18 protein-coding genes are annotated in these 21,908 nt (G+C 34.1%); 16 read left to right on the forward strand and 2 right to left on the reverse strand.

Annotated features, from left to right (window positions below):
- Positions 1-210 precede the first annotated feature (210 nt).
- The 8 genes from ACLBXA_RS16595 (at position 211) to ACLBXA_RS16630 (ending at position 11,353) form a co-directional block, all read left to right on the forward strand.
- Positions 211-2,067: an anaerobic ribonucleoside triphosphate reductase gene (locus ACLBXA_RS16595; RefSeq protein ID WP_000940083.1), complete on the forward strand. Its 1,857-nt coding sequence runs from the start codon at positions 211-213 to the stop codon at positions 2,065-2,067.
- Positions 2,064-2,516, forward strand: a complete 453-nt coding sequence (gene nrdG / locus ACLBXA_RS16600; protein WP_000867078.1) for an anaerobic ribonucleoside-triphosphate reductase activating protein — start codon at positions 2,064-2,066, stop codon at positions 2,514-2,516. The genes ACLBXA_RS16595 and nrdG overlap by 4 nt, the downstream gene beginning before the upstream one ends.
- Before the next feature lie 18 nt (positions 2,517-2,534).
- Positions 2,535-3,212 carry a response regulator transcription factor gene (locus ACLBXA_RS16605; RefSeq protein WP_001044679.1) on the forward strand — a complete coding sequence of 226 codons (678 nt, stop codon included), beginning with the start codon at positions 2,535-2,537 and terminating at the stop codon, positions 3,210-3,212.
- Between the two features lie 203 nt (positions 3,213-3,415).
- On the forward strand, positions 3,416-4,657 hold the full coding sequence (locus ACLBXA_RS16610) for a S1C family serine protease (RefSeq protein ID WP_000542642.1): 1,242 nt from the start codon (positions 3,416-3,418) through the stop codon (positions 4,655-4,657).
- A gap of 79 nt (positions 4,658-4,736) precedes the next feature.
- The gene (locus ACLBXA_RS16615; protein ID WP_000151394.1) at positions 4,737-5,150 is read left to right on the forward strand and encodes a CoA-binding protein; all 414 of its coding nucleotides are present in this window, start codon (positions 4,737-4,739) and stop codon (positions 5,148-5,150) included.
- Between the two features lie 375 nt (positions 5,151-5,525).
- Positions 5,526-7,490, forward strand: a complete 1,965-nt coding sequence (gene parE, locus ACLBXA_RS16620; protein ID WP_001062195.1) for a DNA topoisomerase IV subunit B — start codon at positions 5,526-5,528, stop codon at positions 7,488-7,490.
- A gap of 1 nt (position 7,491) precedes the next feature.
- Positions 7,492-9,915, forward strand: coding sequence for a DNA topoisomerase IV subunit A (gene parC, locus ACLBXA_RS16625; protein ID WP_001147460.1), 2,424 nt, complete (start codon positions 7,492-7,494; stop codon positions 9,913-9,915).
- A 406-nt stretch (positions 9,916-10,321) separates the two neighbouring features.
- Positions 10,322-11,353: an oxidoreductase gene (locus ACLBXA_RS16630; protein WP_000719768.1), complete on the forward strand. Its 1,032-nt coding sequence runs from the start codon at positions 10,322-10,324 to the stop codon at positions 11,351-11,353.
- A gap of 56 nt (positions 11,354-11,409) precedes the next feature.
- Here the strand turns inward: ACLBXA_RS16630 and ACLBXA_RS16635 are convergent, their stop codons facing one another.
- Positions 11,410-11,853 (reverse strand): VOC family protein, encoded by a 444-nt coding sequence (locus tag ACLBXA_RS16635; protein WP_447617322.1) that lies wholly within the window; start codon positions 11,851-11,853, stop codon positions 11,410-11,412.
- A gap of 59 nt (positions 11,854-11,912) precedes the next feature.
- Between ACLBXA_RS16635 and ACLBXA_RS16640 the strand changes: the two genes are divergently transcribed.
- Positions 11,913-12,881: a helix-turn-helix transcriptional regulator gene (locus ACLBXA_RS16640; RefSeq protein ID WP_044783433.1), complete on the forward strand. Its 969-nt coding sequence runs from the start codon at positions 11,913-11,915 to the stop codon at positions 12,879-12,881.
- Between the two features lie 92 nt (positions 12,882-12,973).
- Here ACLBXA_RS16640 and ACLBXA_RS16645 read toward each other — a convergent pair whose 3' ends face one another.
- Positions 12,974-13,576: a TetR/AcrR family transcriptional regulator gene (locus tag ACLBXA_RS16645; RefSeq protein WP_003309799.1), complete on the reverse strand. Its 603-nt coding sequence runs from the start codon at positions 13,574-13,576 to the stop codon at positions 12,974-12,976.
- Between the two features lie 155 nt (positions 13,577-13,731).
- Between ACLBXA_RS16645 and ACLBXA_RS16650 the strand changes: the two genes are divergently transcribed.
- From ACLBXA_RS16650 to ACLBXA_RS16680, 7 genes are all read left to right on the forward strand, one after another.
- Entirely contained in the window at positions 13,732-14,625 is an 894-nt protein-coding gene (locus ACLBXA_RS16650) for an ABC transporter ATP-binding protein (RefSeq protein WP_000626558.1), read from the forward strand.
- The gene (locus tag ACLBXA_RS16655; protein ID WP_001041417.1) at positions 14,618-15,424 is read left to right on the forward strand and encodes an ABC transporter permease subunit; all 807 of its coding nucleotides are present in this window, start codon (positions 14,618-14,620) and stop codon (positions 15,422-15,424) included. Before ACLBXA_RS16650 ends, ACLBXA_RS16655 begins: the two co-directional genes overlap by 8 nt.
- A gap of 195 nt (positions 15,425-15,619) precedes the next feature.
- Positions 15,620-16,153, forward strand: a complete 534-nt coding sequence (locus ACLBXA_RS16660; protein WP_000864724.1) for an RNA polymerase sigma factor — start codon at positions 15,620-15,622, stop codon at positions 16,151-16,153.
- Between the two features lie 12 nt (positions 16,154-16,165).
- The gene (locus ACLBXA_RS16665) at positions 16,166-17,152 is read left to right on the forward strand and encodes a hypothetical protein (protein ID WP_000376636.1); all 987 of its coding nucleotides are present in this window, start codon (positions 16,166-16,168) and stop codon (positions 17,150-17,152) included.
- A 21-nt stretch (positions 17,153-17,173) separates the two neighbouring features.
- Complete coding sequence (locus ACLBXA_RS16670; RefSeq protein WP_000526731.1) at positions 17,174-18,211, forward strand: LCP family protein; 1,038 nt, start codon at positions 17,174-17,176, stop codon at positions 18,209-18,211.
- Positions 18,212-18,410: 199 nt separating this feature from the next.
- Positions 18,411-19,673: a dicarboxylate/amino acid:cation symporter gene (locus tag ACLBXA_RS16675; protein ID WP_001216974.1), complete on the forward strand. Its 1,263-nt coding sequence runs from the start codon at positions 18,411-18,413 to the stop codon at positions 19,671-19,673.
- Positions 19,674-20,022: 349 nt separating this feature from the next.
- Positions 20,023-21,726, forward strand: a complete 1,704-nt coding sequence (locus ACLBXA_RS16680) for a peptide ABC transporter substrate-binding protein (RefSeq protein ID WP_000730154.1) — start codon at positions 20,023-20,025, stop codon at positions 21,724-21,726.
- Positions 21,727-21,908 lie beyond the last annotated feature (182 nt).

Below are 21,908 nucleotides of genomic sequence, written 5' to 3' on the forward strand. Positions count from 1 at the left end.
TATTCAAATGTGTTGATAAAGGGTAAAAAGAGTTTTTCCCGTATATTGTACCATACATTTGTAAAGAGCACATTTCTTTTTTGTAAATGAAAAATTCATTATTTCGTGAAAAAAATTTCACAGTAATGTTACATTTCTCACAGAAACAGCAAGACTATATGTAGTAACATTTTAATCAAAAGACAACAACATATTGGTGGAGGGTTATAAATGTTACAAAATAATACACGTGGAGAAGAATTAATGAAAGTGTTCGAGACGATAGTCCACGGCAATGAACAAGATTTAATGCAAGAAAATGCAAATGTAGACGGCCGCTCTCCAATGGGTGTAATGGGAACGTTCGCATCTGAGAGTGCAAAATATTATGCTGTTGAGAATTTATTGTCAGATCAAGTGAAAAAAGCGATAAATGAAAATATATTATATCCACATGATTTAGATTTTTATGCGACAGGAACGACGACTTGTTCGCAAATTCCGTTAGCGCAAATGCTTGCTAACGGTTTTCATACTGGACATGGACATATGAGACAACCACAAGACATTAAAAGTGCATTGGCTCTTTCGTCTATTATTTTTCAAGCGAATCAAAATATGCAGCATGGCGGTCAATCGTTTGCACTCTTTGATATTGATTTAGCACCTTATGTACGAAAAACAATTGAGAGACATAAAAAACGATTACAATCATATCCGCTTACGAAAGAACAAATAGAAGAATTTGCATGGAAAGAAACGGAAAATGATACGTATCAAGCGTGTGAGGCTTTCGTTCATAATTCGAATAGTATGCATAGTAGGGGCGGAGGACAAGTACCGTTTATTTCTATTAATTACGGAACAGATACATCAAAAGAAGGAAGAATGTTAATTAAACAACTATTAAAAGCAACACAAGCTGGACTTGGTAAAGGAGAGACACCAATTTTTCCGATTCAAATTTTCAAGATGAAAAAAGGTGTGAATTTTGAAGAAAGTGATCCGAATTACGATTTATTTGAATTAGCATTAGAGACAACTGCAGAGCGATTATTCCCTAACTTTTCATTTTTAGATGCTCCGTTTAATACAGTGCATTATGATGGAAGACCAGAAAGTGAAGTATGTTACATGGGATGTCGTACCCGTGTTATGTCTAATATACATGGAGAAGAAACAGCGATTGGTAGAGGGAATTTATCATTTACGTCTATCAATTTAGTGAAATTAGCGTTAATTAGTGGTTCAAAAGAAGCATTTTTTGAAGCGCTAAACTACTATTTAGATTTAGGAATTAAGCAGTTATTAGAAAGATTTGCGTATCAATGTAAGAAGCGAGCAAGAGATTTTCAGTTTTTATATTCACAAGGTGTATGGCGTGGTGGAGAAGCATTGCAGCCTGAAGACTCCGTAGCTTCGATTTTAAAACAAGGGACGTTAAGTGTTGGTTTTATCGGTCTTGCGGAATGTTTAGTAGCTTTAACAGGAAAGCATCATGGGGAAGATGAAGAATCATGGAAACTTGGGTACGAAATTATTTCCTTTATGAGAGATAGAATGGATAAAGCGACAGAAGAACATCAACTAAATTTCTCGATAATTGCAACTCCAGCAGAAGGATTATCAGGAAAGTTTGTGAAAAAAGATAGAGAAGAATTTGGCGTGATTAGCGGTATAACGAACCATAATTACTATACGAATTCATTCCATATTCCAGTTTATTATAACATTCAAGCGATAAATAAAATCCGTTTAGAAGGCCCGTTCCATGCTCTCTGTAATGGAGGACACATTACGTATATTGAACTGGACGGAGCAGCGATGCATAACAAAAAGGCATTAAAACAAATTATACAAGCCATGGCAGAACATGGCGTTGGATACGGTTCAATTAATCATCCTGTTGACCGTTGTAAGTGCTGTAGTTATCACGGGGTTATTGGAAATGAATGTCCAAGTTGCGGGAATGAAGATGAGGCTAATATAGAAAGAATTCGCCGTATAACAGGCTATCTTGTAGGAGATATGTCGAAGTGGAATAGTGCGAAACGTAGTGAAGAGATAGATCGGGTGAAACATAAATGAAAGTGATGAATATTATTCATGATAGTGTAGTAGATGGAGAAGGATTGCGGACAGTCGTGTTTTTTGCGGGCTGTCCGCATCGTTGTGTCGGTTGCCATAATCCGAAATCGTGGAATATTTGCAACGGAACGGAAATGACAGTAGAAGAAATTGTGAAAGAGATTGCAAGTAATCCATTAACTGATGTAACATTTTCAGGTGGAGATCCATTTTTTCAAGCTGCTGAAGTGAAAAAGGTAGCAAAAATCGTGAAAGATTTGAAAAAAAACCTATGGATGTATACAGGTTATACGTTAGAAGAGATACAGAGTTCCCAAAATAATGATATGATAGAGTTGTTACATTATGGGGATGTTTTAGTCGATGGAAGGTTTGAAATTGAGAAAAAAGATTTAACACTTCCATTTCGCGGAAGCTCCAATCAACGTATTATTCGATTGAAAGAGTAAAAAGGCGGGATAGATTATATGAATAAAACAGTATTGCTTGTTGAAGACGAAAGAAGATTACGTGAAATTGTTAGTGATTATTTTCGTAATGAAGGCTTTGAAGTAATCGAAGCAGAAGATGGAAAGAAAGCGTTAGAGTTATTTGCAGAGCATGAAATTGATTTAATTATGTTAGATATTATGTTACCGGAAATAGATGGATGGTCTGTTTGTAGACGAATTAGAAAAGAATCAGCAGTACCAATTATTATGTTGACAGCACGTTCGGATGAGGATGATACATTGCTAGGTTTCGAATTAGGTGCAGACGAGTATGTAACGAAACCATTTAGTCCGAAAGTGTTAGTAGCTCGTGCAAAGACGTTATTGAAACGTGCGGATGGCGCGGTAGGAGTAGCGGAAGAAAATGCTATGTCTTTAGCTGGAATTGAAGTGAATCGTCTATCTAGAACTGTTTTAGTAGATGGAGAAGAAATTATATTGACACATAAAGAATTTGAACTTCTCGTTTATTTAATGGAGAACAAAGGAATCGTATTATCACGTCAACATTTATTAGACCAGTTATGGGGATATGACTATTACGGTGATGACCGAACGGTTGATACCCATATTAAAAAACTTCGAAATAAGTTAGGAGATAAAGCGAAGCATATCGGTACTGTTATTCGAGTTGGTTATAAATTTGAAGAATAATCTAGAACAATTTGTGTAATTTAGCCTAGGAAAATGGCAATTTTATACTCTCTTTTGAAGGTAGAATGTACAAAAAATACTTTTCTTGTCTACAATGTTAGATAGGAGTATTTTTTTAATTGGATTTCACGATGAGTTCACAAGAAGGACACAAAACGTGACTATACTGAAAATACGAATTCACCAGAGAGGGGAAATAAAACATGGGATATTACGACGGACCAAATTTAAATGAAGAGCATAGTGAAACGAGAGAAGTGAGAAAATCAGGTAGTAAAAAAGGCTATTTCTTCACAGGTTTAGTGGGAGCTGTAGTCGGAGCGGTTTCGATTAGTTTTGCAGCACCATATATGCCATGGGCTCAAAATAATGGAGCACCAGTATCATCATTTAGTTCGGATTCAAAAGTAGAAGGTACTGTAGTTCCTGTTGTAAATAAAGCGAAAAATGAAACTGATTTACCTGGTATGATTGAAGGAGCGAAAGATGTTGTTGTAGGCGTTATTAATATGCAACAAAGCGTTGATCCATTTGCAATGCAACCGACAGGTCAAGAACAACAAGCTGGTTCAGGATCAGGTGTTATTTATAAAAAAGCAGGAAATAAAGCATATATTGTAACAAACAACCACGTAGTAGATGGAGCGAATAAACTTGCTGTAAAGCTAAGTGATGGTAAAAAGGTAGATGCAAAGTTAGTAGGGAAAGATCCTTGGTTAGACTTAGCTGTTGTTGAAATTGATGGGGCTAATGTAAATAAAGTTGCAACTTTAGGTGACTCAAGTAAACTTCGTGCGGGTGAAAAAGCGATTGCAATCGGTAACCCACTTGGATTTGACGGAAGTGTAACGGAAGGTATAATCAGTAGTAAAGAACGCGAAATCCCAGTTGATATTGATGGGGATAAACGCCCAGATTGGCAAGCACAAGTTATTCAAACAGATGCAGCGATTAATCCTGGTAACAGTGGTGGTGCATTATTTAACCAAAACGGTGAAATAATTGGGATTAATTCAAGTAAAATTGCACAACAAGAAGTTGAAGGAATTGGATTTGCTATTCCAATTAATATCGCAAAGCCAGTTATTGAATCACTTGAAAAAGACGGAGTAGTAAAACGTCCAGCTCTTGGAGTAGGTGTCGTTTCGTTAGAAGATGTGCAAGCTTATGCAGTCAATCAATTGAAAGTACCGAAAGAAGTAACTAATGGTGTTGTATTAGGTAAAATTTACCCAATATCACCGGCAGAAAAAGCTGGTTTAGAGCAATATGATATTGTCGTAGCATTAGATGATCAAAAAGTAGAAAATTCACTTCAATTCCGTAAATATTTATATGAAAAGAAAAAAGTAGGCGAGAAAGTAGAAGTCACATTCTACCGTAACGGTCAAAAAATGACGAAAACAGCTACTTTAGCAGATAATTCAGCTACAAAGAATCAATAATCGAAATAAAAGAAAGTCTCTTTCATATTGAAAGAGACTTTCTTTATCGGCTATACTAAAGGAATAGGAGGGATTAATTATGACAATTGAAAACCCAACTCGTACGGAAATTGGTGAAGTGTTAAAGAAAAGCAAAACAATTGCGGTTGTTGGATTATCAGATAAGCCAGAACGTACATCGTATATGGTTTCAAAAGCAATGCAAGATGCTGGATACCGCATTATTCCAGTTAATCCAACAGTAAATGAGGTGCTTGGAGAAAAGGCAGTTTCTTCACTAAAGGATATTAAGGAACACGTTGACATTGTAAATGTATTTCGTCGCTCAGAGTTTTTAATGGATGTTGCAAAAGAATTTGTCGAGATTGATGCAGATGTTTTTTGGGCACAATTAGGAGTACAAGATGAAGATACATATAAACTTTTAAAAGAAAAAGACTATACTGTAATAATGGATCGTTGTATTAAAGTAGAACATGCGATGACAAAATAGTATAGACTTAAAGTTAGAAAGATTGATTCAGCCCTCATTATAGATAAGTAGGGCCGATGAACGAGGTGTTCATCATGAGATTTTTTAAAGGCTGTTTTTGGGGATTGTTATTTGTAATCCCATTTTGGATTTTGATCATTTGGATCATAATAAAGGTTTGGAATGTGTAATCTTGGAATACATATCCATTTCTCGTTGACAAACGATTATTTTTCTGAAATAGTAGCCTAGAGGAATCCTTGTGAGAAAACAAGGATTTTTCTATTGAAAATGGTATATAAAAGAGATAAGATAACTTGCCAAAACTATAGTCGAGGCGTTATTCTATAATAGAAACATATGTTCTGATTTTGGATTAGGAAAGGGGCAAGGAGTTTGGCGAAGCATCAGTTCCAATATAATGAAGATGCGATTCAAGTGTTAGAAGGACTTGAAGCCGTTCGAAAACGCCCGGGTATGTATATCGGGAGTACGGATAGCCGTGGATTGCATCATTTAGTATATGAAATAGTAGATAACTCCGTTGACGAGGCGTTAGCGGGATTTGGCGACGAAATTTCTGTCGTAATACATAAAGATAATAGTATTAGCGTTATAGATAAAGGGCGAGGAATGCCTACGGGAATGCATAAACTTGGGAAACCTACACCTGAAGTTATTTTAACTGTACTTCATGCAGGTGGTAAGTTTGGTCAAGGTGGCTATAAAACGAGTGGTGGTTTACACGGTGTTGGGGCATCAGTTGTAAACGCCTTGTCAGAATGGTTAGTAGTAACAATTAAACGTGATGGTAACATTTATGAACAACGCTTTGAAAATGGTGGCGTTCCTGCAACAACGTTAGAGAAAATCGGGAAAACAAAAGAGTCTGGTACAACAATGCATTTCAAACCAGATACAACGATTTTTAGTACGACAAATTACAATTATGAAACATTATGTGAGAGATTACGTGAATCTGCATTCTTATTAAAAGGAATGAAAATCTCAATAAAAGACGAACGTAATGATTTAGAAGATATATTTCATTATGAAACAGGAATTGAAGCTTTCGTTTCATATTTAAACGAAGAAAAAGATTCAATTCACCCGGTTGTATATTTCACTGGTGAACAAAACGGGATTGAAGCAGAACTAGCATTCCAGTTTAATGATGGTTACTCAGAAAATATTCTTTCGTTTGTAAATAACGTACGTACAAAAGATGGTGGAACACACGAAGCTGGATTTAAAACAGCAATGACGCGTGTGTTCAATGAGTATGCTCGTAAAGTTTCATTATTAAAAGAAAAAGATAAAAATTTAGAAGGTACAGATATTCGTGAAGGTGTAGCGGCTATCGTTTCTGTACGTGTACCAGAAGAAGTACTGCAGTTTGAAGGACAAACGAAAGGGAAACTTGGTACAAGTGAAGCTCGTTCTTCTATTGATGCCATTGTATCAGAGCATCTAGCTTACTTTTTAGAGGAAAACCCGGATGTAGCTACACTTCTTGTGAGAAAGGCAGTTAAAGCAGCGCAAGCACGTGAGGCTGCTCGTAAAGCGAGAGAAGAAGCACGTAGTGGTAAGAAAAAGAAAAAATCAGAAGGTACTTTAAGCGGGAAGTTAACACCTGCACAATCACGTAACCCTCAGAAAAACGAATTGTATTTAGTAGAGGGTGACTCGGCTGGCGGTTCAGCAAAGCAAGGGCGAGATCGTCGTTTTCAGGCGGTACTACCATTGCGTGGTAAAGTAATTAATACGGAGAAAGCAAAGCTTGCTGATATTTTTAAGAATGAAGAGATTAATACAATTATTTATGCAATTGGCGGCGGTGTAGGAAATGAATTCGCTGTTGAAGATATTAACTACGATAAAGTTGTTATTATGACCGATGCAGATACGGATGGAGCTCATATTCAAGTATTGTTATTAACGTTCTTCTACAGATATATGAAGCCACTTATCGAAGCCGGTAAAGTGTTTATCGCACTTCCTCCTTTATACAAGGTAAGTAAAGGGAAAGGTAAGAGTGAGGTAATTGAATACGCTTGGTCAGATGAGGAATTAGACGGTGTAACGAAAAAAGTTGGCAAAGGCTATATGTTACAACGTTATAAAGGACTTGGTGAAATGAATGCGGATCAATTATGGGAAACAACAATGAATCCTGAAACGCGTACATTAATTCGCGTGAAAATTGATGATGCAGCAAGAGCAGAGCGTCGCGTTACAACATTAATGGGCGATAAAGTAGAACCGCGCCGTAAATGGATTGAACGTAATGTACAGTTTGGTATGCAAGAAGAAGGAAATATTTTAGAAAATGAAATGATTATGGAGACGGAGGTGGAATAACATGCAAGCAGAGAAGTTTCATGACCTCCCGCTTGAAGACGTGTTAGGTGACCGCTTTGCACGTTATAGTAAATATATTATTCAAGATCGTGCACTTCCAGATGCACGTGATGGCTTAAAGCCAGTACAAAGACGTATTTTATATTCTATGTATGTAGAAGGTAATGTACATGATAAAGCGTTTCGTAAATCAGCTAAAACAGTAGGTAATGTTATTGGTAATTATCATCCACATGGAGATTCCTCTGTATATGAAGCAATGGTTCGCTTAAGCCAAACTTGGAAAGTACGTAATGTTTTAGTTGAAATGCATGGTAATAACGGTAGTGTTGATGGGGACCCAGCGGCAGCGATGCGTTATACGGAAGCTCGTTTATCACCAATCGCATCTGAATTATTACGTGATCTTGATAAAGAAACAGTTGAATTCGTGTCAAACTTTGATGATACGAGTGAAGAACCGGTTGTATTACCAGCAGCGTTCCCGAATTTATTAGTAAACGGATCTACAGGAATTTCCGCTGGTTATGCAACAGAAATTCCTCCGCATCATCTTGGAGAAGTTATTGACGCTACAATGATGCGTATTGATAAGCCAAATAGTACTGTTGATGATTTATTAACAGTTATGAAAGGACCAGATTTCCCAACAGGCGGTATTATTCAAGGGATTGATGGTATTAAAAAGGCGTATGAAACAGGAAAAGGTAAAATTATTATTCGCGGAAAAGCAGAAATTGAAACAGTGCGCGGTGGGAAACAACAAATTGTAATCACTGAAATTCCTTACGAAGTGAATAAGGCAAACCTTGTAAAGAAAATGGATGAATTACGTCTAGATAAAAAGTTAGATGGCATTGCTGAAGTACGTGATGAGACGGATCGTACTGGTTTACGAATCGTTGTTGAATTAAAGAAAGAAGTAAACGCCGAAGGTATTTTAAATTATTTATATAAAAATACAGATTTACAAATTCCATATAACTTTAATATGGTAGCGATCAATAATCGCCGTCCAACACTTATGACATTACCGAAAATTTTGGATGCTTATATTGGACATCAAAAAGAGGTTATTACGAGACGTTCACAATATGAATTAAGAAAAGCAGAAAATCGTCAACATATTGTAGAAGGTTTAAAGAAGGCATTATCGATTTTAGACCAAGTAATCGAGACAATTCGAGCTTCAAAAGATAAACGTAATGCGAAAGATAATTTAAGTGCAAAATTTGGCTTTACAGAAGCACAAGCAGAAGCAATTGTATCCTTGCAATTATATCGCTTAACGAATACAGACATTACGGCGTTACAAGAAGAAGCAGATGAGCTTAATAAGAAAATTCTAGAGCTACAGTCAATTTTACAAAGTGAAAAAAGATTACTTCAAGTCATTAAAACTGATTTGAAGAGAGTTAAGAAAACATATAGTGATGATCGCCGTGCTATTATTGAAGAACAAATTGAAGAAATTAAAATAGACGTAGAAGTGATGATTCCACAAGAAGATGTCATCGTTACTGTAACGAAAGAAGGATATGTGAAACGTACTGGATGGCGCTCACATAATGCATCAAACGGCAAAGACTTCGGTATGAAAGAGGGTGACATCTTACTTGAACGATTCGATACGAATACGACTGAAACAGTTCTTTTATTCACAAGTAAAGGGAACTATATATATCTTCCAGTATACGAAATGCCAGATATTCGTTGGAAAGATTTAGGTCAGCACGTTGCAAATATCGTTTCACTCGACCGAGATGAAACGATCATTTGGGTAACGGTTGTACCGAACTTTGAGGAAGAAAAACGATTTATCGTATTTGTAACACGAAATGGTATGATAAAGAAAACAGAATTAAATCAATATAAAGTTCAGCGTTATTCAAGGGCATTCGTTGCTGTAAACTTGAAAAAAGGTGATGAAGTTGTCGATATATTTGCGACAGATGGAACGAGTGATATCGTTCTTGCTACACATGGTGCATATGCACTTATTTTCCATGAAGATGAAGTAAGTCCAGTCGGTGTAAGAGCTGCTGGTGTGAAAGCAATTAATTTAAAAGAAGATGACTATGTCGCTTCTGGTAAACCGTTAAATGGTGACAAAGATCAACTTATTCTCGTAACGCAGCGCGGTGCTGTAAAACGTCTAAAAGCATCAGAAATTGAGAAATCAACGAGGGCGAAACGAGGTCTTGTTATTTTCAAAGAGTTAAAACGTAATCCATACCGCATTGTCGGTATTGAAATTGTTCGGGACGATGAATTAGTTTATATGAAGACAGAAAAAAATATTGTAGAAGAGATTGATCCGAAAGCGTATCGAAATAAAGACCGGTATAGTAATGGTAGCCTAGTGCTAGATGTTAATGATACTGGTGAAGTAGTAGAAACGTGGACGAAAAAACGACCGGAGTAAAGTGAAACTATAATCAGTGGGGATTTTGTTCATCCCCACTGATTATTAGTTGAACCAATCGGACTTTAACGGGCAGTTGGTCTCCCATCTAACTCCTTCGCGGTCGGGAGCCTTACTGCCCGTTAAAGCGGGTTAAAAAAAGCATCTTGCTATGAATAGTAGCAAGATGCTTTTTTCTAGGCAATTTATTATGTAAATAATAATAATCTTGTTATAATAACTGAATGAAATCGTTCTCATAAAGTGAAACTTTAATCAATGGGGATTTTCTTTATCCCCACTGATTATTAGTTGAACCAATCGGGCTTTAACGAGCAGTTGACTCCTCACCTAATTTCTTAGCTTTCGCTGGATTTTGAGTTAGGAATCTTACTGCCCGTTAAAGCGGGACAAATGGAGGGGCAACATGAAAAAAATAGGTGTAGGGATTGTAGGATTTGGTTTTTCTAGTACGACATTTCATATCCCACTATTACAAACAATAGAAGAATATGATATTCGTGCTGTATTATCCTCAAAAGAAGAGGTAGTAAAAGAAACATTACCAAACGCTAATGTTGTTAGTACAATTGATGAATTGGTGAAGCGAGCTGATGTTGACTTAGTTGTTATTACATCACCTAATACAACTCATTTTCCATATGTAAAAGAAGCAATTTTAAACGGTAAGCATGTTGTTGTAGAAAAACCATTTGTTGTTTCAATTGAAGAAGGGGAAGAGCTTATTTCATTAGCAGAGCAGCATAATGTAATGTTAAGCGTATATCATAATCGTCGTTTTGATAATGATTTCTTAACAATTAAGAAATTGTTAGGAGAAAACAGAGTAGGGAATGTATACGCATATGAATCAAATTTTGATCGTTTCCGTCCACATGTGCGTGATCGATGGAGAGAAAAAAATCTACCAGGTTCCGGTATATTATACGATTTAGGATCGCATTTAATTGACCAAGCGTTATCAATATTTGGAAAACCAGATGCGATAAGTGCAGATGTAATAAAACAACGACCAGGTGCAGAGGTGGATGATTATTTCCACATAGTACTGCATTACGGAGCTAAACGTGTCATTTTACGTAGTAGCAGTTATGTGAAAAAAGCTGGACCGCATTTTATAGTGCATGGAGAGAAAGGTTCTATCGTGAAGTACGGTATGGATTCGCAGGAAGAGCAATTAAAAAATGGAATGAAGCCAGGTGATAATGGTTATGGAGTAGACGATGAAGAGAATTTTGCTACTTTAGAAACAGAAGAAAGCTTAGAGCGCATTCCAACAGAAGTCGGTTGTTATGATAATTATTATAAAGGTGTACGAGATAGTATATTAAATGGTGAGAAACTACCTGTAACAGCAAAAGAAGGCTTAGATGTTATTAAACTGATTCAATTAGCGATTGAAAGCAGTGAAAAGGGTAGAGTCATTTCTATAAAATAAAAAAGACACGAAATTCGTGTCTTTTTTATTAGGAATATGTGAATATGATTAATTATTTAGTTTAGTCGTTTATCATACATTAATTGGATTTGTATGCCATAAGGATCTTCAATAATACCATATGCTTCACTAAATATATTTTTTTCTAGGGGAGAGATTATTTTCACATGCTTATCGGAAATTAAATTATTATAAAACCTTTGTATTTCTTCTAAATTAGCGCTTTGAATGCAAAGTGACATGTTATTTCCAACGTTATAACGTTCATTATGCTTCATTGTATCTTCTGCTATCATTAGCTTTGTATTCCCAATTTGTAAAACAGAGTGAGCAATATGATCTTTATTTTCACTTTTAATTTTAAAAGAACTATCTCTTTTCGCCAGTTCTTCATACGTAACAACCATTAACTTTTTGGCTTCTAAATGACGTGTATAAAAGTTAATCGCCTCCTTTGCTTGCCCATTCATTGAAAGAAAAATAGCTATTTCTAATGTCATAAATATATAACTCCTTTATTAGTTGATAATTATAATATAGATTAAAAGGGTTTCAATACATGACACCTTTTTGGGAGGGAAATATGAAAAAAACGGAACGAATAAATGATATGCTTATTTTCTTAAATAATAAAAGATATTTTAATTTAAAAGATTTAATGGTTAGATATGATATTTCTAAAAGTACCGCTTTGCGAGATATTCAATCATTGGAAGAAATAGGTGTACCCATATATTCTGAATTGGGTAGAAATGGAAGTTATAAAATTATAGAAAATAGTGTTTTATCACCAATTTATTTTAGTGTGGATGAAATGTATGCCTTATATTTTTCAATTCTTACGCTAAATGGATACAAGACAAAACCATTTAATATAGAAAGTATTGCGCTTGAAAATAAATTTAAACATGTATTACCTGATAATGTGAGTAAAAATATTTCAATTATGGAACGAACGCTTTCCTTTGAAGTAACAAATCATAGTAATTTTAGTCCGTTCTTAAAAGAAATTTTACAGGGGATTTTTGCTGAGCGAGTTTATCATTTAACATATTTAAAAAAAGGTGAGGAGAAAGCATTGGTTGCCCAATTTATTCGAATAGAATCTAAATTTGGCCAGTGGTATGCTAAAATCTTTAATTTTGAGACGAATAATGTTCAAATAATTAGATGTGATAAAATTCTTTCTATTGTGGAAACGAGCAATATTAATCCAAAAAATCTTGAAGAATTATTAAGTTATCTTACTACTTTTCACAGAAAGCCTGATGCAATTAATTTTAGCGTCATTGTTAATCAAAAAGGAAAAGACATTTTTGATAAAGAGAATTACCCTTCCATGAGGATGCAAAAGGAAAATGAAAATTACATTATAACAGGCTATTTTAACAAGCAAGAATTTGATTTTATTTCAAATTATTTTCTGAATTTCGGTGAAACGATTATTTCAATTCAGCCTGTTATGCTAAAAGAGTTAATCTATAATAAGGTGTTATCTATAAAGAAGCATTTAACTTCTTTAAGATAAAGTTAGTTTTAGACATTTTTTGATATGAAAAAGCCCTTGCGATTTAAATATCCAAAGGGCTTTTTGGTAATTCTATTTGTTCTTTAGAAAAATTATTTTTCTGGGACGGAGAGTCCATAAAAGAACATCGTAACGATATCTTGTATATGTTTTTCACGATCTCCTTCAAGAAGTTGTGCTCCAAATTCATCACCTAATTTTGTAAACATTTGAATGTAAAGTAACATCATTTCTTTAGTAAGGTGAGGATTAATTTCGTTTTTGCGCTGCGCTCGTTCTAATATTTCTAAATACCAGGGCAGGATTTTTTCATTTTGATAACTATAAATAAACTTCCGGAGTTCTTCGTCCCTTTGCATCATTTGTAGTAACATATCAGGTTGAAATAACCCGCCAGTATTCATTTTTCTTACAATCATTTTTTGCATCATATCATGAAAAGGTAATTTTTCTTCTGCAAGCTCTTTATAATATTGAAATTCAGATATGATAAATTCTTGTATAAGCTCCCTAAATAACGCATCTTTACTTCCGAAATGATTATAAATTGTAACTTGAGAAACGTTCGCTTCTTTTGCGATATGTTCTATTTTCACTTCATTAAATCCACGTTCTGAAAATAATACGAATGCTGCTTCTTTAATGGCACGTTTTTTCTTTTCTTTTACTCTTTCAAATCCGTTCAATGCAATCACCTCACTTAAAATATACAAGAAAAAATAATGGAAAACAATAATTTTGAAATATGGACTAATAAATATTTCAAAAAGTTGTTGCGAATATGAAAGATGAGGAGTACAATGATTTTGAAATATCACATATTAAATATTTCAAAAAATGAGGTGGAATTATGATTTCAGTTCAGGATGTCACAAAACAGTTTTTGAATGGAAAAGGTTTGTTTCATATTACATTTGATGTAAAAGAGGGAGAAGTATTCGGTTATTTAGGACCGAATGGTGCCGGGAAATCAACGACGATTCGTAATTTAATGGGATTTATAAAACCGACAGCTGGTAAAGCGACAATTTTTGGATTAGATTGTTGGAATGAAGCAGCGAAAATTCAAAGGGAAGTTGGTTATCTACCGGGTGAAATTTCTTTTATTGAAGGAATGAACGGATTAGAGTTTTTAAAATTAATGCAAGGAATGCGTGGATTAAAGGATACGAAAAGACGAGATGAACTGATAGATCGTCTGCAATTTGATGTGAAAACACCGATTCGCAAAATGTCTAAAGGAATGAAGCAAAAAGTGGGGATAGTTGCTGCATTTATGCACGATCCAGAGGTGTTAATTTTAGATGAACCAACATCTGGACTTGATCCACTTATGCAGCAAGTATTTATAGAATTAATATTAGAGGAAAAGCAAAGAGGAAAAACAATCCTAATGTCATCACATATTTTCACTGAAATTGAGCGTACGTGTGATCGAGTAGCGATTATTAAAGATGGTCGACTCGTAACGGTTGAAAATATTCACGATTTACAAAGTATGAGACGACAGGTAATAGATGTAACCGTATCATCGCAAGAAGAGATTGAATCTCTTACAAAGTGTAATTTGCAATTTGAAGTGGTAAAAGGTAGAGAGGCATCTATCATTGTACAAGGAAACTATCAAACTGTTTTACAAACAATTTCAAACTATAATGTAACGGCACTTCAAACGAGAGCGATGGATTTAGAACATTTATTTATGCATTATTACGATAAGAAAGAAGGGGTAACGCATGAATAAGCAATTATTTTTAGCTAGTTTGAAAGAAACACAAAAAAATATTTTGAGTTATGCGTTTGGTGCGGCTTTATATTTGTGGTTATTAATTTGGATATTCCCGTCAATGGTATCAGCGAAAGGGCTAAATGAACTAATAGCTGCCATGCCTGATAGTGTGAAAAAAATCGTTGGTATGGAAAGTCCGATTCAAAACGTAATGGATTTTTTAGCTGGTGAATACTATAGTCTATTGTTTATTATCATTTTAACAATTTTTTGTGTAACAGTTGCAACACATTTAATTGCTCGTCATGTAGATAAAGGAGCAATGGCATACTTGTTAGCAACACCTGTATCTAGAGTGGAAATTGCTATTACACAAGCTGCTGTTCTCATATTGGGACTTCTGATTATTGTATCTGTTACGTATGTAGCTGGGTTAGTAGGTGCAGAATGGTTTTTACAAGATAATAACTTAAATAAAGAATTATTTTTGAAGATAAATGTAGTCGGAGGGCTCATATTTTTAGTCGTTAGTGCGTATTCATTTTTCTTTTCTTGTATATGTAATGACGAAAGAAAGGCACTAAGTTATTCAGCGAGTTTAACTATCTTATTTTTCGTATTGGATATGGTAGGTAAATTAAGTGATAAGTTAGAGTGGATGAGAAGTCTATCATTATTCACGCTGTTTCATCCGAAAGAAATTGCTGAAGGAACGTATAATATATGGCCGGTAAGTATAGGTTTAACTGCTGGAGCACTTTGTATTTTCATAGTAGCAATTGTAGTTTTTAAGAAGAGGGATTTACCGTTGTAAAGTAGAAAGTCCACTGAGAAAGTGGGCTTTTTTTATTTGTAAATTAAATCTAGTATGTTTATTACATAACACTTATAAAGGATATTTATCTTTTTATTTACAAAAATATTCAAAAAAATGAACCTTTTCCTAGGTTCCTACGTCTAATACATGTAAAGTTAAATTTGAAGTGAGGATGAAACAGGAGGAGCAATTGTGAAAGTAATCCCTTTATATAAAATGATTATAAAAGAAGAAACCGATGTTTCTTTAGCGAAAAAAGGCGATCATGAAGCCTTTATAACGCTTATACATACAGAAAAAGTGAAGATGTATCGAATAGCAAAGGCGATGTTACGTGATGAGACAAATATAGAGGACGCGATACAGACAACAATTTTAAAAGCTTATGAAAATATAAAAAAACTAAAAAAAGAAGAGTTTTTTCAAACTTGGTTAATTCGAATTTTAATGAATGAGTGTAACAATATTATTAGAGCGTATAAAAATGTAATTGTGACAGAAGAGAATGATTACAATATGAGTGCGTGTGATCAGTATGAAGATATAGATTTGTATAATGCGATTCAATCGTTACATGAAGAATTAAGAGCTGTTACGGTGCTTTATTACTATGAAGATATGAATCAAGATAGTATTGCGAAGCTGTTAGAAATACCGAAAGGAACAGTGAAATCAAGATTATCGCGTGCGAGGGAACAACTACAAAAACGATTAAAGATGGAATAGGGGGTGTAAAGGGTGGATAGTGAAAAATTATTTGATGAGAAATTAAAAAAGAGAATAAAAAATGAAAATGTTATAGTACCTCCAGAGTTAAATGAGAAGATTAATGGTACACTACATAATCTTCAGGTAAAAAAGAAGAGTTACAAAATCCATATGATGATAATTAGTGCAGCGGTTTGTATACTTTCAGTGGTATCTATGTCTGAGTTTTCTATACAAAGTTTTGCGCAAAACGGTGGAGTATTTGAATATGTAAAGAAAAAAGCGTTTTCTGATTATGAAAATGAAGAAGAAATAAAATCAAATGTACATTATCCAGATAAAGAAAAGATTCATCAAAAGATGCTAGATTCTATTGATTATTTTAAAAATAGTTCAGGACAATTTGAGGAATATTCTAGCTCATCAAGAATTGCTACAACATATAAGTATGCAATTGATACGGAAAAACAAAGAGGTATCTCTTCGAAAGAAGATAAACTAGCGAAAAAACGAACAATTATATATAACGAGGGCAAGAAAAAAGAGTTTGATGATGAGAAGTATACCTATAAAGAGACAAAATGGAACCCGAAAGAAAGAAACAATGAATTATTAAAGTTAAATCCTACGGAAAGGTTATTGAGAAAATCAGGTGAAAAAAAGCGATATGATGATGAATATGTAGGACTAGCGAAATATAGTATTCAATCAGAATTCGCAGATTTGTTAATTCGATATAAAGATTGGAATTATAAAGAAACGAAATATCTTGGATTAGATTGTTACAAAATTGAAGGAGTCATCAATATAGAGATGCCTGTTAGCACCTCTGAAGATTTAAGAGGGAAATTCGAAATGGTTGTGGAGAAAAATACAGGGATTATGTTGAAATTTCTTAGTTTTCAAGAAGGCTTGATTCAATATTCACTTACGACAGAATGGATACAAATAGATAAGGGATTGAAAGAAAGTATGTTTCAAAAGGATAGCGCTAAATATGAAAAACATATTGGATGAATAGAAACAGGAGGAGAGTAAATGGGGAATCATTCATCTTTAAGAGAAGAGAAAAATAAGCAAAAATATAAAAAGAAAACGATAATAAGTTTACTACTAGCGGTATTGCTATTTGGTGGAATTGGCTATGGAGCCTATGTATATATGAAAACTTCTAGTCTCGTACAAAAATCTAATTTGAATTTAGCACGAGGTGAAAAATCCAATTTACGTGAGAAATCTGTAAAGCCAATTGCAAATCATGTTTCACTTTTAATTATGGGAATTGATGAAAATCAAGAACGACAAAAGGAGTATAATGGTGCATTTCATACAGATGCATTATTGTTAGCGACTTTTAATAAAGACGATAAAACAGTGAAATTAACGAGCATACCGCGTGATACATATACATACGTTCCAGTTGAAAAGAAAAAAGATAAAATAACCCATGCATATGGAAGTGGTTTCGTTAAAAATGGTAAAGATGGAGGACCGCAAGCTTCTGTGGAAGCGGTAGAAAAATTGTTACAAGTGCCCGTTGATTATTTTGTGAAATTTAATTTTGGTTCCTTTACTAAAATTGTTGATGGGTTAGATGGTATTGAAGTAGATGTCCCAGTTGAATTTACGGAGCAAAATAGTAAAGATGAACCTGATGCGATTCATTTGAAAAAAGGATTGCAAAAATTAAATGGGGAAGAAGCACTTGCACTAGCAAGAACGCGCCATATTGATAGTGATGCGATGAGAGGGCAGAGGCAACAACTTGTTATTGAATCGATTTTAAGTAAATTAAAAAGTGTAGGATCGATTACGAAGCTAGAAAAAATAGTTGAGGCAGTTGACGACGATTTTAAAACAAACTTAGTAATGGATGATATTTTATCTTTTTATAAATACGGTTTAAACGGTTCAGTTGAAAAAATACAACTAGCTGGTGATGATTTATATTTACCTAATGGTCCAAATGGGCAACGTGTATATTATTATAATCCTAATAAAAAAGATTTGCAGAGTTTGAGTAATACTCTTAGAACACATCTAGGGTTAAGTGAAAAGCAAATTGAGGAGAATTAAAGCAGACGTAATGTCTGCTTTTTATTGTGTATAATAGTATGTCATTTATTCTTAAATGTTATATACTATTTTCAAATTAAAGATAATAGTGTAACATAAAATTGTGGTTTAAGTTAAATAGCAAGGGGGCTATCACATAGAATAAATGTTATTGCTTAAAATAGTTTGGGAGAAATGAAAATACAGGGGAGTAGCAAAAATGAGAATTGCAAAGAATTTAACATTCCAAGTTATTGTGGCCATTATTTGTGGTATTGCAGTAGGGGCAATTTGGCCGAGTGTTGGACAACAAATGAAGCCAATTGGTGAAACATTCATCAATATGATTAAAATGGTTATTGCACCGATTATCTTTTTAACAATTGTGCTCGGTATTGCAAGTATGGGAAGTATGAAAAAGGTAGGCCGTGTTGGTGGGAAGGCACTATTATATTTTGAAATTGTTACAACAGCGGCTTTAATTATTGGTATCATCGTAGCGAATGTTGTGCGTCCTGGAGACGGATTAGATCCCTCAAAACTAAAGGGCGGAGATGTTTCGCAATATGTACAAAGCGGACAAGAAATGAAATGGATGGATTTCTTTTTACATATCGTGCCGTCTAACATGTTTGAAGCATTCGCCAAAGGTGATATTTTACAAGTTCTGTTCTTCTCCATTTTATTCGGCGCAGGGTTAACGATGTTAGGGAAAAATGGACAACCGGTTATTGACTTTTTTGAAAGATTATCGAAAGTATTTTTTAACATTTTATCAATTGTAATGAAATTAGCACCGGTTGGAGCATTCGGTGGGATGGCATTTACAATTGGGAAGTATGGTTTAAGCACGCTCATACCACTTGGCAAATTAATGATTTGTGTATATGCGACAATGGCATTATTTGTTTTTATTGTTTTAAATTTTATTTGTAAACTGTACAAATTTAGTTTGTGGAAATATTTAGCTCACATTAAAGAAGAATTACTCATTGTTCTCGGGACATCGTCATCAGAATCAGTACTGCCGCGAATGATGACAAAGATGGAAGACTTGGGATGTTCGAAGCCAGTAGTAGGTTTAGTCATTCCGACAGGATACTCATTTAATTTAGATGGAACGACAATTTATTTATCGATGGCTACTATATTTTTAGCTCAAGTCTTTCATGTCGATCTTTCACTAGGTCAACAATTAACTATAATAGCTATTTTATTAGTTACATCTAAAGGTGCAGCAGCAGTAACTGGTGGAGGTTTTATTGTGCTAGCATCTACTTTATCTGCAATGAATGTTATCCCATTAGAAGGTTTAGCGCTATTACTTGGTGTAGATCGTTTCATGTCAGAAGCACGTGCTATCGTTAATTTAATTGGTAACGGTATTGCAACTGTAGTTGTTGCAAAAAGTGAAAATGAATTTGATGATGAGAAGTATACGAAAGTAATAGAGGAAATGAAAAGAGAAAAAATAGCCGGGTAAAAAGTCAGTTTTGCTGACTTTTTTTATTTTTGTAGGAAAGGAGTTTCTAAAAATATACATTATTTATTAACAAGAGCTCATAGATATTTAATGTGTAAATATGATAAATACCATTAAAGTGGTACATTTATATGAAAGAGAAATAGAATTTGAAGATCATATGGAATTTTTATGAATATTACTGTAAGAAAATAATTTTTTAAAAATTTTCAATAATAATACTTTACAAATTTTAAAAAATTAGTAGAATAAGAAGTAGTAAGAATCGTCTGATAAATATATAGAGAAAAACAGAATTATCAGAAAATTCTTGAATAGCTATCGTTTAGAATTAGGGAGGGTACAGAAAATGAAAAAGAAACAAATGAAAAAACTAACAGCAGTTGTAGCACCGGTTTTAGCAATGAGCATGGCGTTAACAGCATGTTCTACATCAGGTGGAGATAAGAAGACAAGCACAAATTCTAGCTCTGGTGGAGATAGTAAGTCAGGGGAAAAATTAGCAACGAAACAAGTGTTCAATAAAACAGAAAATCAGGAAATTCCAACAATGGATACGTCGAAGAGTACAGATACTTTGGGCTCTCAAATTTTAGGGAACACAATGGAAGGCTTATACCGTTTAGATAAAGAGAATAAACCAATCCCAGCTGCGGCAGAATCAAGCACGAAGAGTGAGGATGGTAAAAAATATACATTTAAATTACGTAAAGATGCAAAATGGTCAAATGGTGATCCTGTAACAGCGAAAGATTTCGTATTTGCATGGCAACGTTTATTAGATCCAAAAACAGCTGCTGAGTATGCATTCATTGCATTCCCAATTAAAAATGCAGAAGCGGTTAATAAAGGTGAAAAACCTGTAACAGAACTAGGAGTTAAAGCAGTAGATGACCTTACTTTAGAAGTTGAATTAGAACAAGCAGTACCATACTTCTTAAACTTAGTAGCATTCCCATCGTACTATCCATTAAATGAGAAATTTGTAAAAGAAAAAGGGGATAAATACGGTTTAGAATCTGATACAACTGTATATAATGGACCGTTCGTTCTTACTGATTGGAAGCATGAGCAAGGTTGGAAACTGAAGAAGAATGATCAATATTGGGATAAAAAGACTGTGAAATTAGATGAAATTAACTATAGTGTTGTAAAAGAGCCAGCAACTAATGTGAATTTATATGATAGTGGTCAAATTGATTTCTCCTTATTAACAGGTGAATTTGTTGACAAATATAGAAATAATAAAGAGGAATATGGGGTGTATAACGAACCAAGTACGTTCTTTATACGTTTAAACCAGAAACGTGGTGGACAAGATACACCATTAAAGAGCAAGAAATTACGTGAAGCAATTGCGCTATCAATTGATAAAAAGAATTTAACAAATGTTATTTTAAATGATGGGTCAAAACCTGCAGATTATTTAGTGCCGAAAGGCTTAGCAGCTGGACCTGATGGGAAAGACTTCCAAGAAACGTTTAAAAACGGTATTAAACCAGATGCGAAAAAAGCAGCTGCTGCATGGGAAGAAGCGAAAAAAGAACTTGGAAAAGATCAAGTTACAATTGAGTTTTTAAACTATGATACTGGTAATGCGAAAAAAGTTGGGGAATATGTAAAAGATCAAATTGAGAAAAACTTAAAAGGTGTAACAGTAAATATTAAACTGCAGCCGTTTAAACAAAAACTTAAATTAGAATCAGATCAAGATTATGATATTTCATATGGTGGATGGAGCCCAGATTATGCGGATCCAATGACATATTTAGATATGTTTGAAAGTAAGCACTCTCATAACCAAATGAGTTTCTCTGATCAGAAATATGATGAAATAATTAAAAAAGCTGGTGGGGAATTAATGAGTGATGCGAAGAAACGCTGGGAGGAACTAGGAAAAGCAGAGAAACTACTTCTTCAAGAAGATGTAGCTCTTGTACCTTTATATCAAAGTGCTAGATCTTATGTTATGAAACCGCATGTAAAAGGTGTTGTTAAGCATAATATTAGCCCAGAATACAGCTATAAGTGGGCATATGTTACTGAAAAATAATAGAGTTGAAAAAGCATTTAAAAGTGGCTTAGCTACTTTTAAATGCTTTTTTTGTGAGCTTAAAATACTAATTTTTAGTATGGTTAAATAGAGGAGAATAAGGTGTATAGTATGTACATATAGTAGATAGAAGATAAATCCTACTAAATAAAAAACAGAATATTTAAAATAAACCTATTTGC

Source organism: Bacillus sp. D48C, from assembly GCF_053345735.1.

What these genes read in the sequence shown, in the direction of transcription:
- nrdG (WP_000867078.1), top strand. Translation starts at nt 2,064, where the DNA reads ATGAAAGTGATGAATATTATTCATGATAGTGTAGTAGATGGAGAAGGA.
- ACLBXA_RS16605 (WP_001044679.1), top strand. Translation starts at nt 2,535, where the DNA reads ATGAATAAAACAGTATTGCTTGTTGAAGACGAAAGAAGATTACGTGAA.
- ACLBXA_RS16615 (WP_000151394.1), top strand. Translation starts at nt 4,737, where the DNA reads ATGACAATTGAAAACCCAACTCGTACGGAAATTGGTGAAGTGTTAAAG.
- ACLBXA_RS16675 (WP_001216974.1), top strand. Translation starts at nt 18,411, where the DNA reads ATGAGAATTGCAAAGAATTTAACATTCCAAGTTATTGTGGCCATTATT.
- ACLBXA_RS16680 (WP_000730154.1), top strand. Translation starts at nt 20,023, where the DNA reads ATGAAAAAGAAACAAATGAAAAAACTAACAGCAGTTGTAGCACCGGTT.
- parC (WP_001147460.1), top strand. Translation starts at nt 7,492, where the DNA reads ATGCAAGCAGAGAAGTTTCATGACCTCCCGCTTGAAGACGTGTTAGGT.
- ACLBXA_RS16640 (WP_044783433.1), top strand. Translation starts at nt 11,913, where the DNA reads ATGACACCTTTTTGGGAGGGAAATATGAAAAAAACGGAACGAATAAAT.
- ACLBXA_RS16635 (WP_447617322.1), bottom strand. Translation starts at nt 11,853, where the DNA reads ATGACATTAGAAATAGCTATTTTTCTTTCAATGAATGGGCAAGCAAAG.
- ACLBXA_RS16670 (WP_000526731.1), top strand. Translation starts at nt 17,174, where the DNA reads ATGGGGAATCATTCATCTTTAAGAGAAGAGAAAAATAAGCAAAAATAT.
- ACLBXA_RS16650 (WP_000626558.1), top strand. Translation starts at nt 13,732, where the DNA reads ATGATTTCAGTTCAGGATGTCACAAAACAGTTTTTGAATGGAAAAGGT.
- ACLBXA_RS16610 (WP_000542642.1), top strand. Translation starts at nt 3,416, where the DNA reads ATGGGATATTACGACGGACCAAATTTAAATGAAGAGCATAGTGAAACG.
- ACLBXA_RS16655 (WP_001041417.1), top strand. Translation starts at nt 14,618, where the DNA reads ATGAATAAGCAATTATTTTTAGCTAGTTTGAAAGAAACACAAAAAAAT.
- ACLBXA_RS16630 (WP_000719768.1), top strand. Translation starts at nt 10,322, where the DNA reads ATGAAAAAAATAGGTGTAGGGATTGTAGGATTTGGTTTTTCTAGTACG.
- ACLBXA_RS16595 (WP_000940083.1), top strand. Translation starts at nt 211, where the DNA reads ATGTTACAAAATAATACACGTGGAGAAGAATTAATGAAAGTGTTCGAG.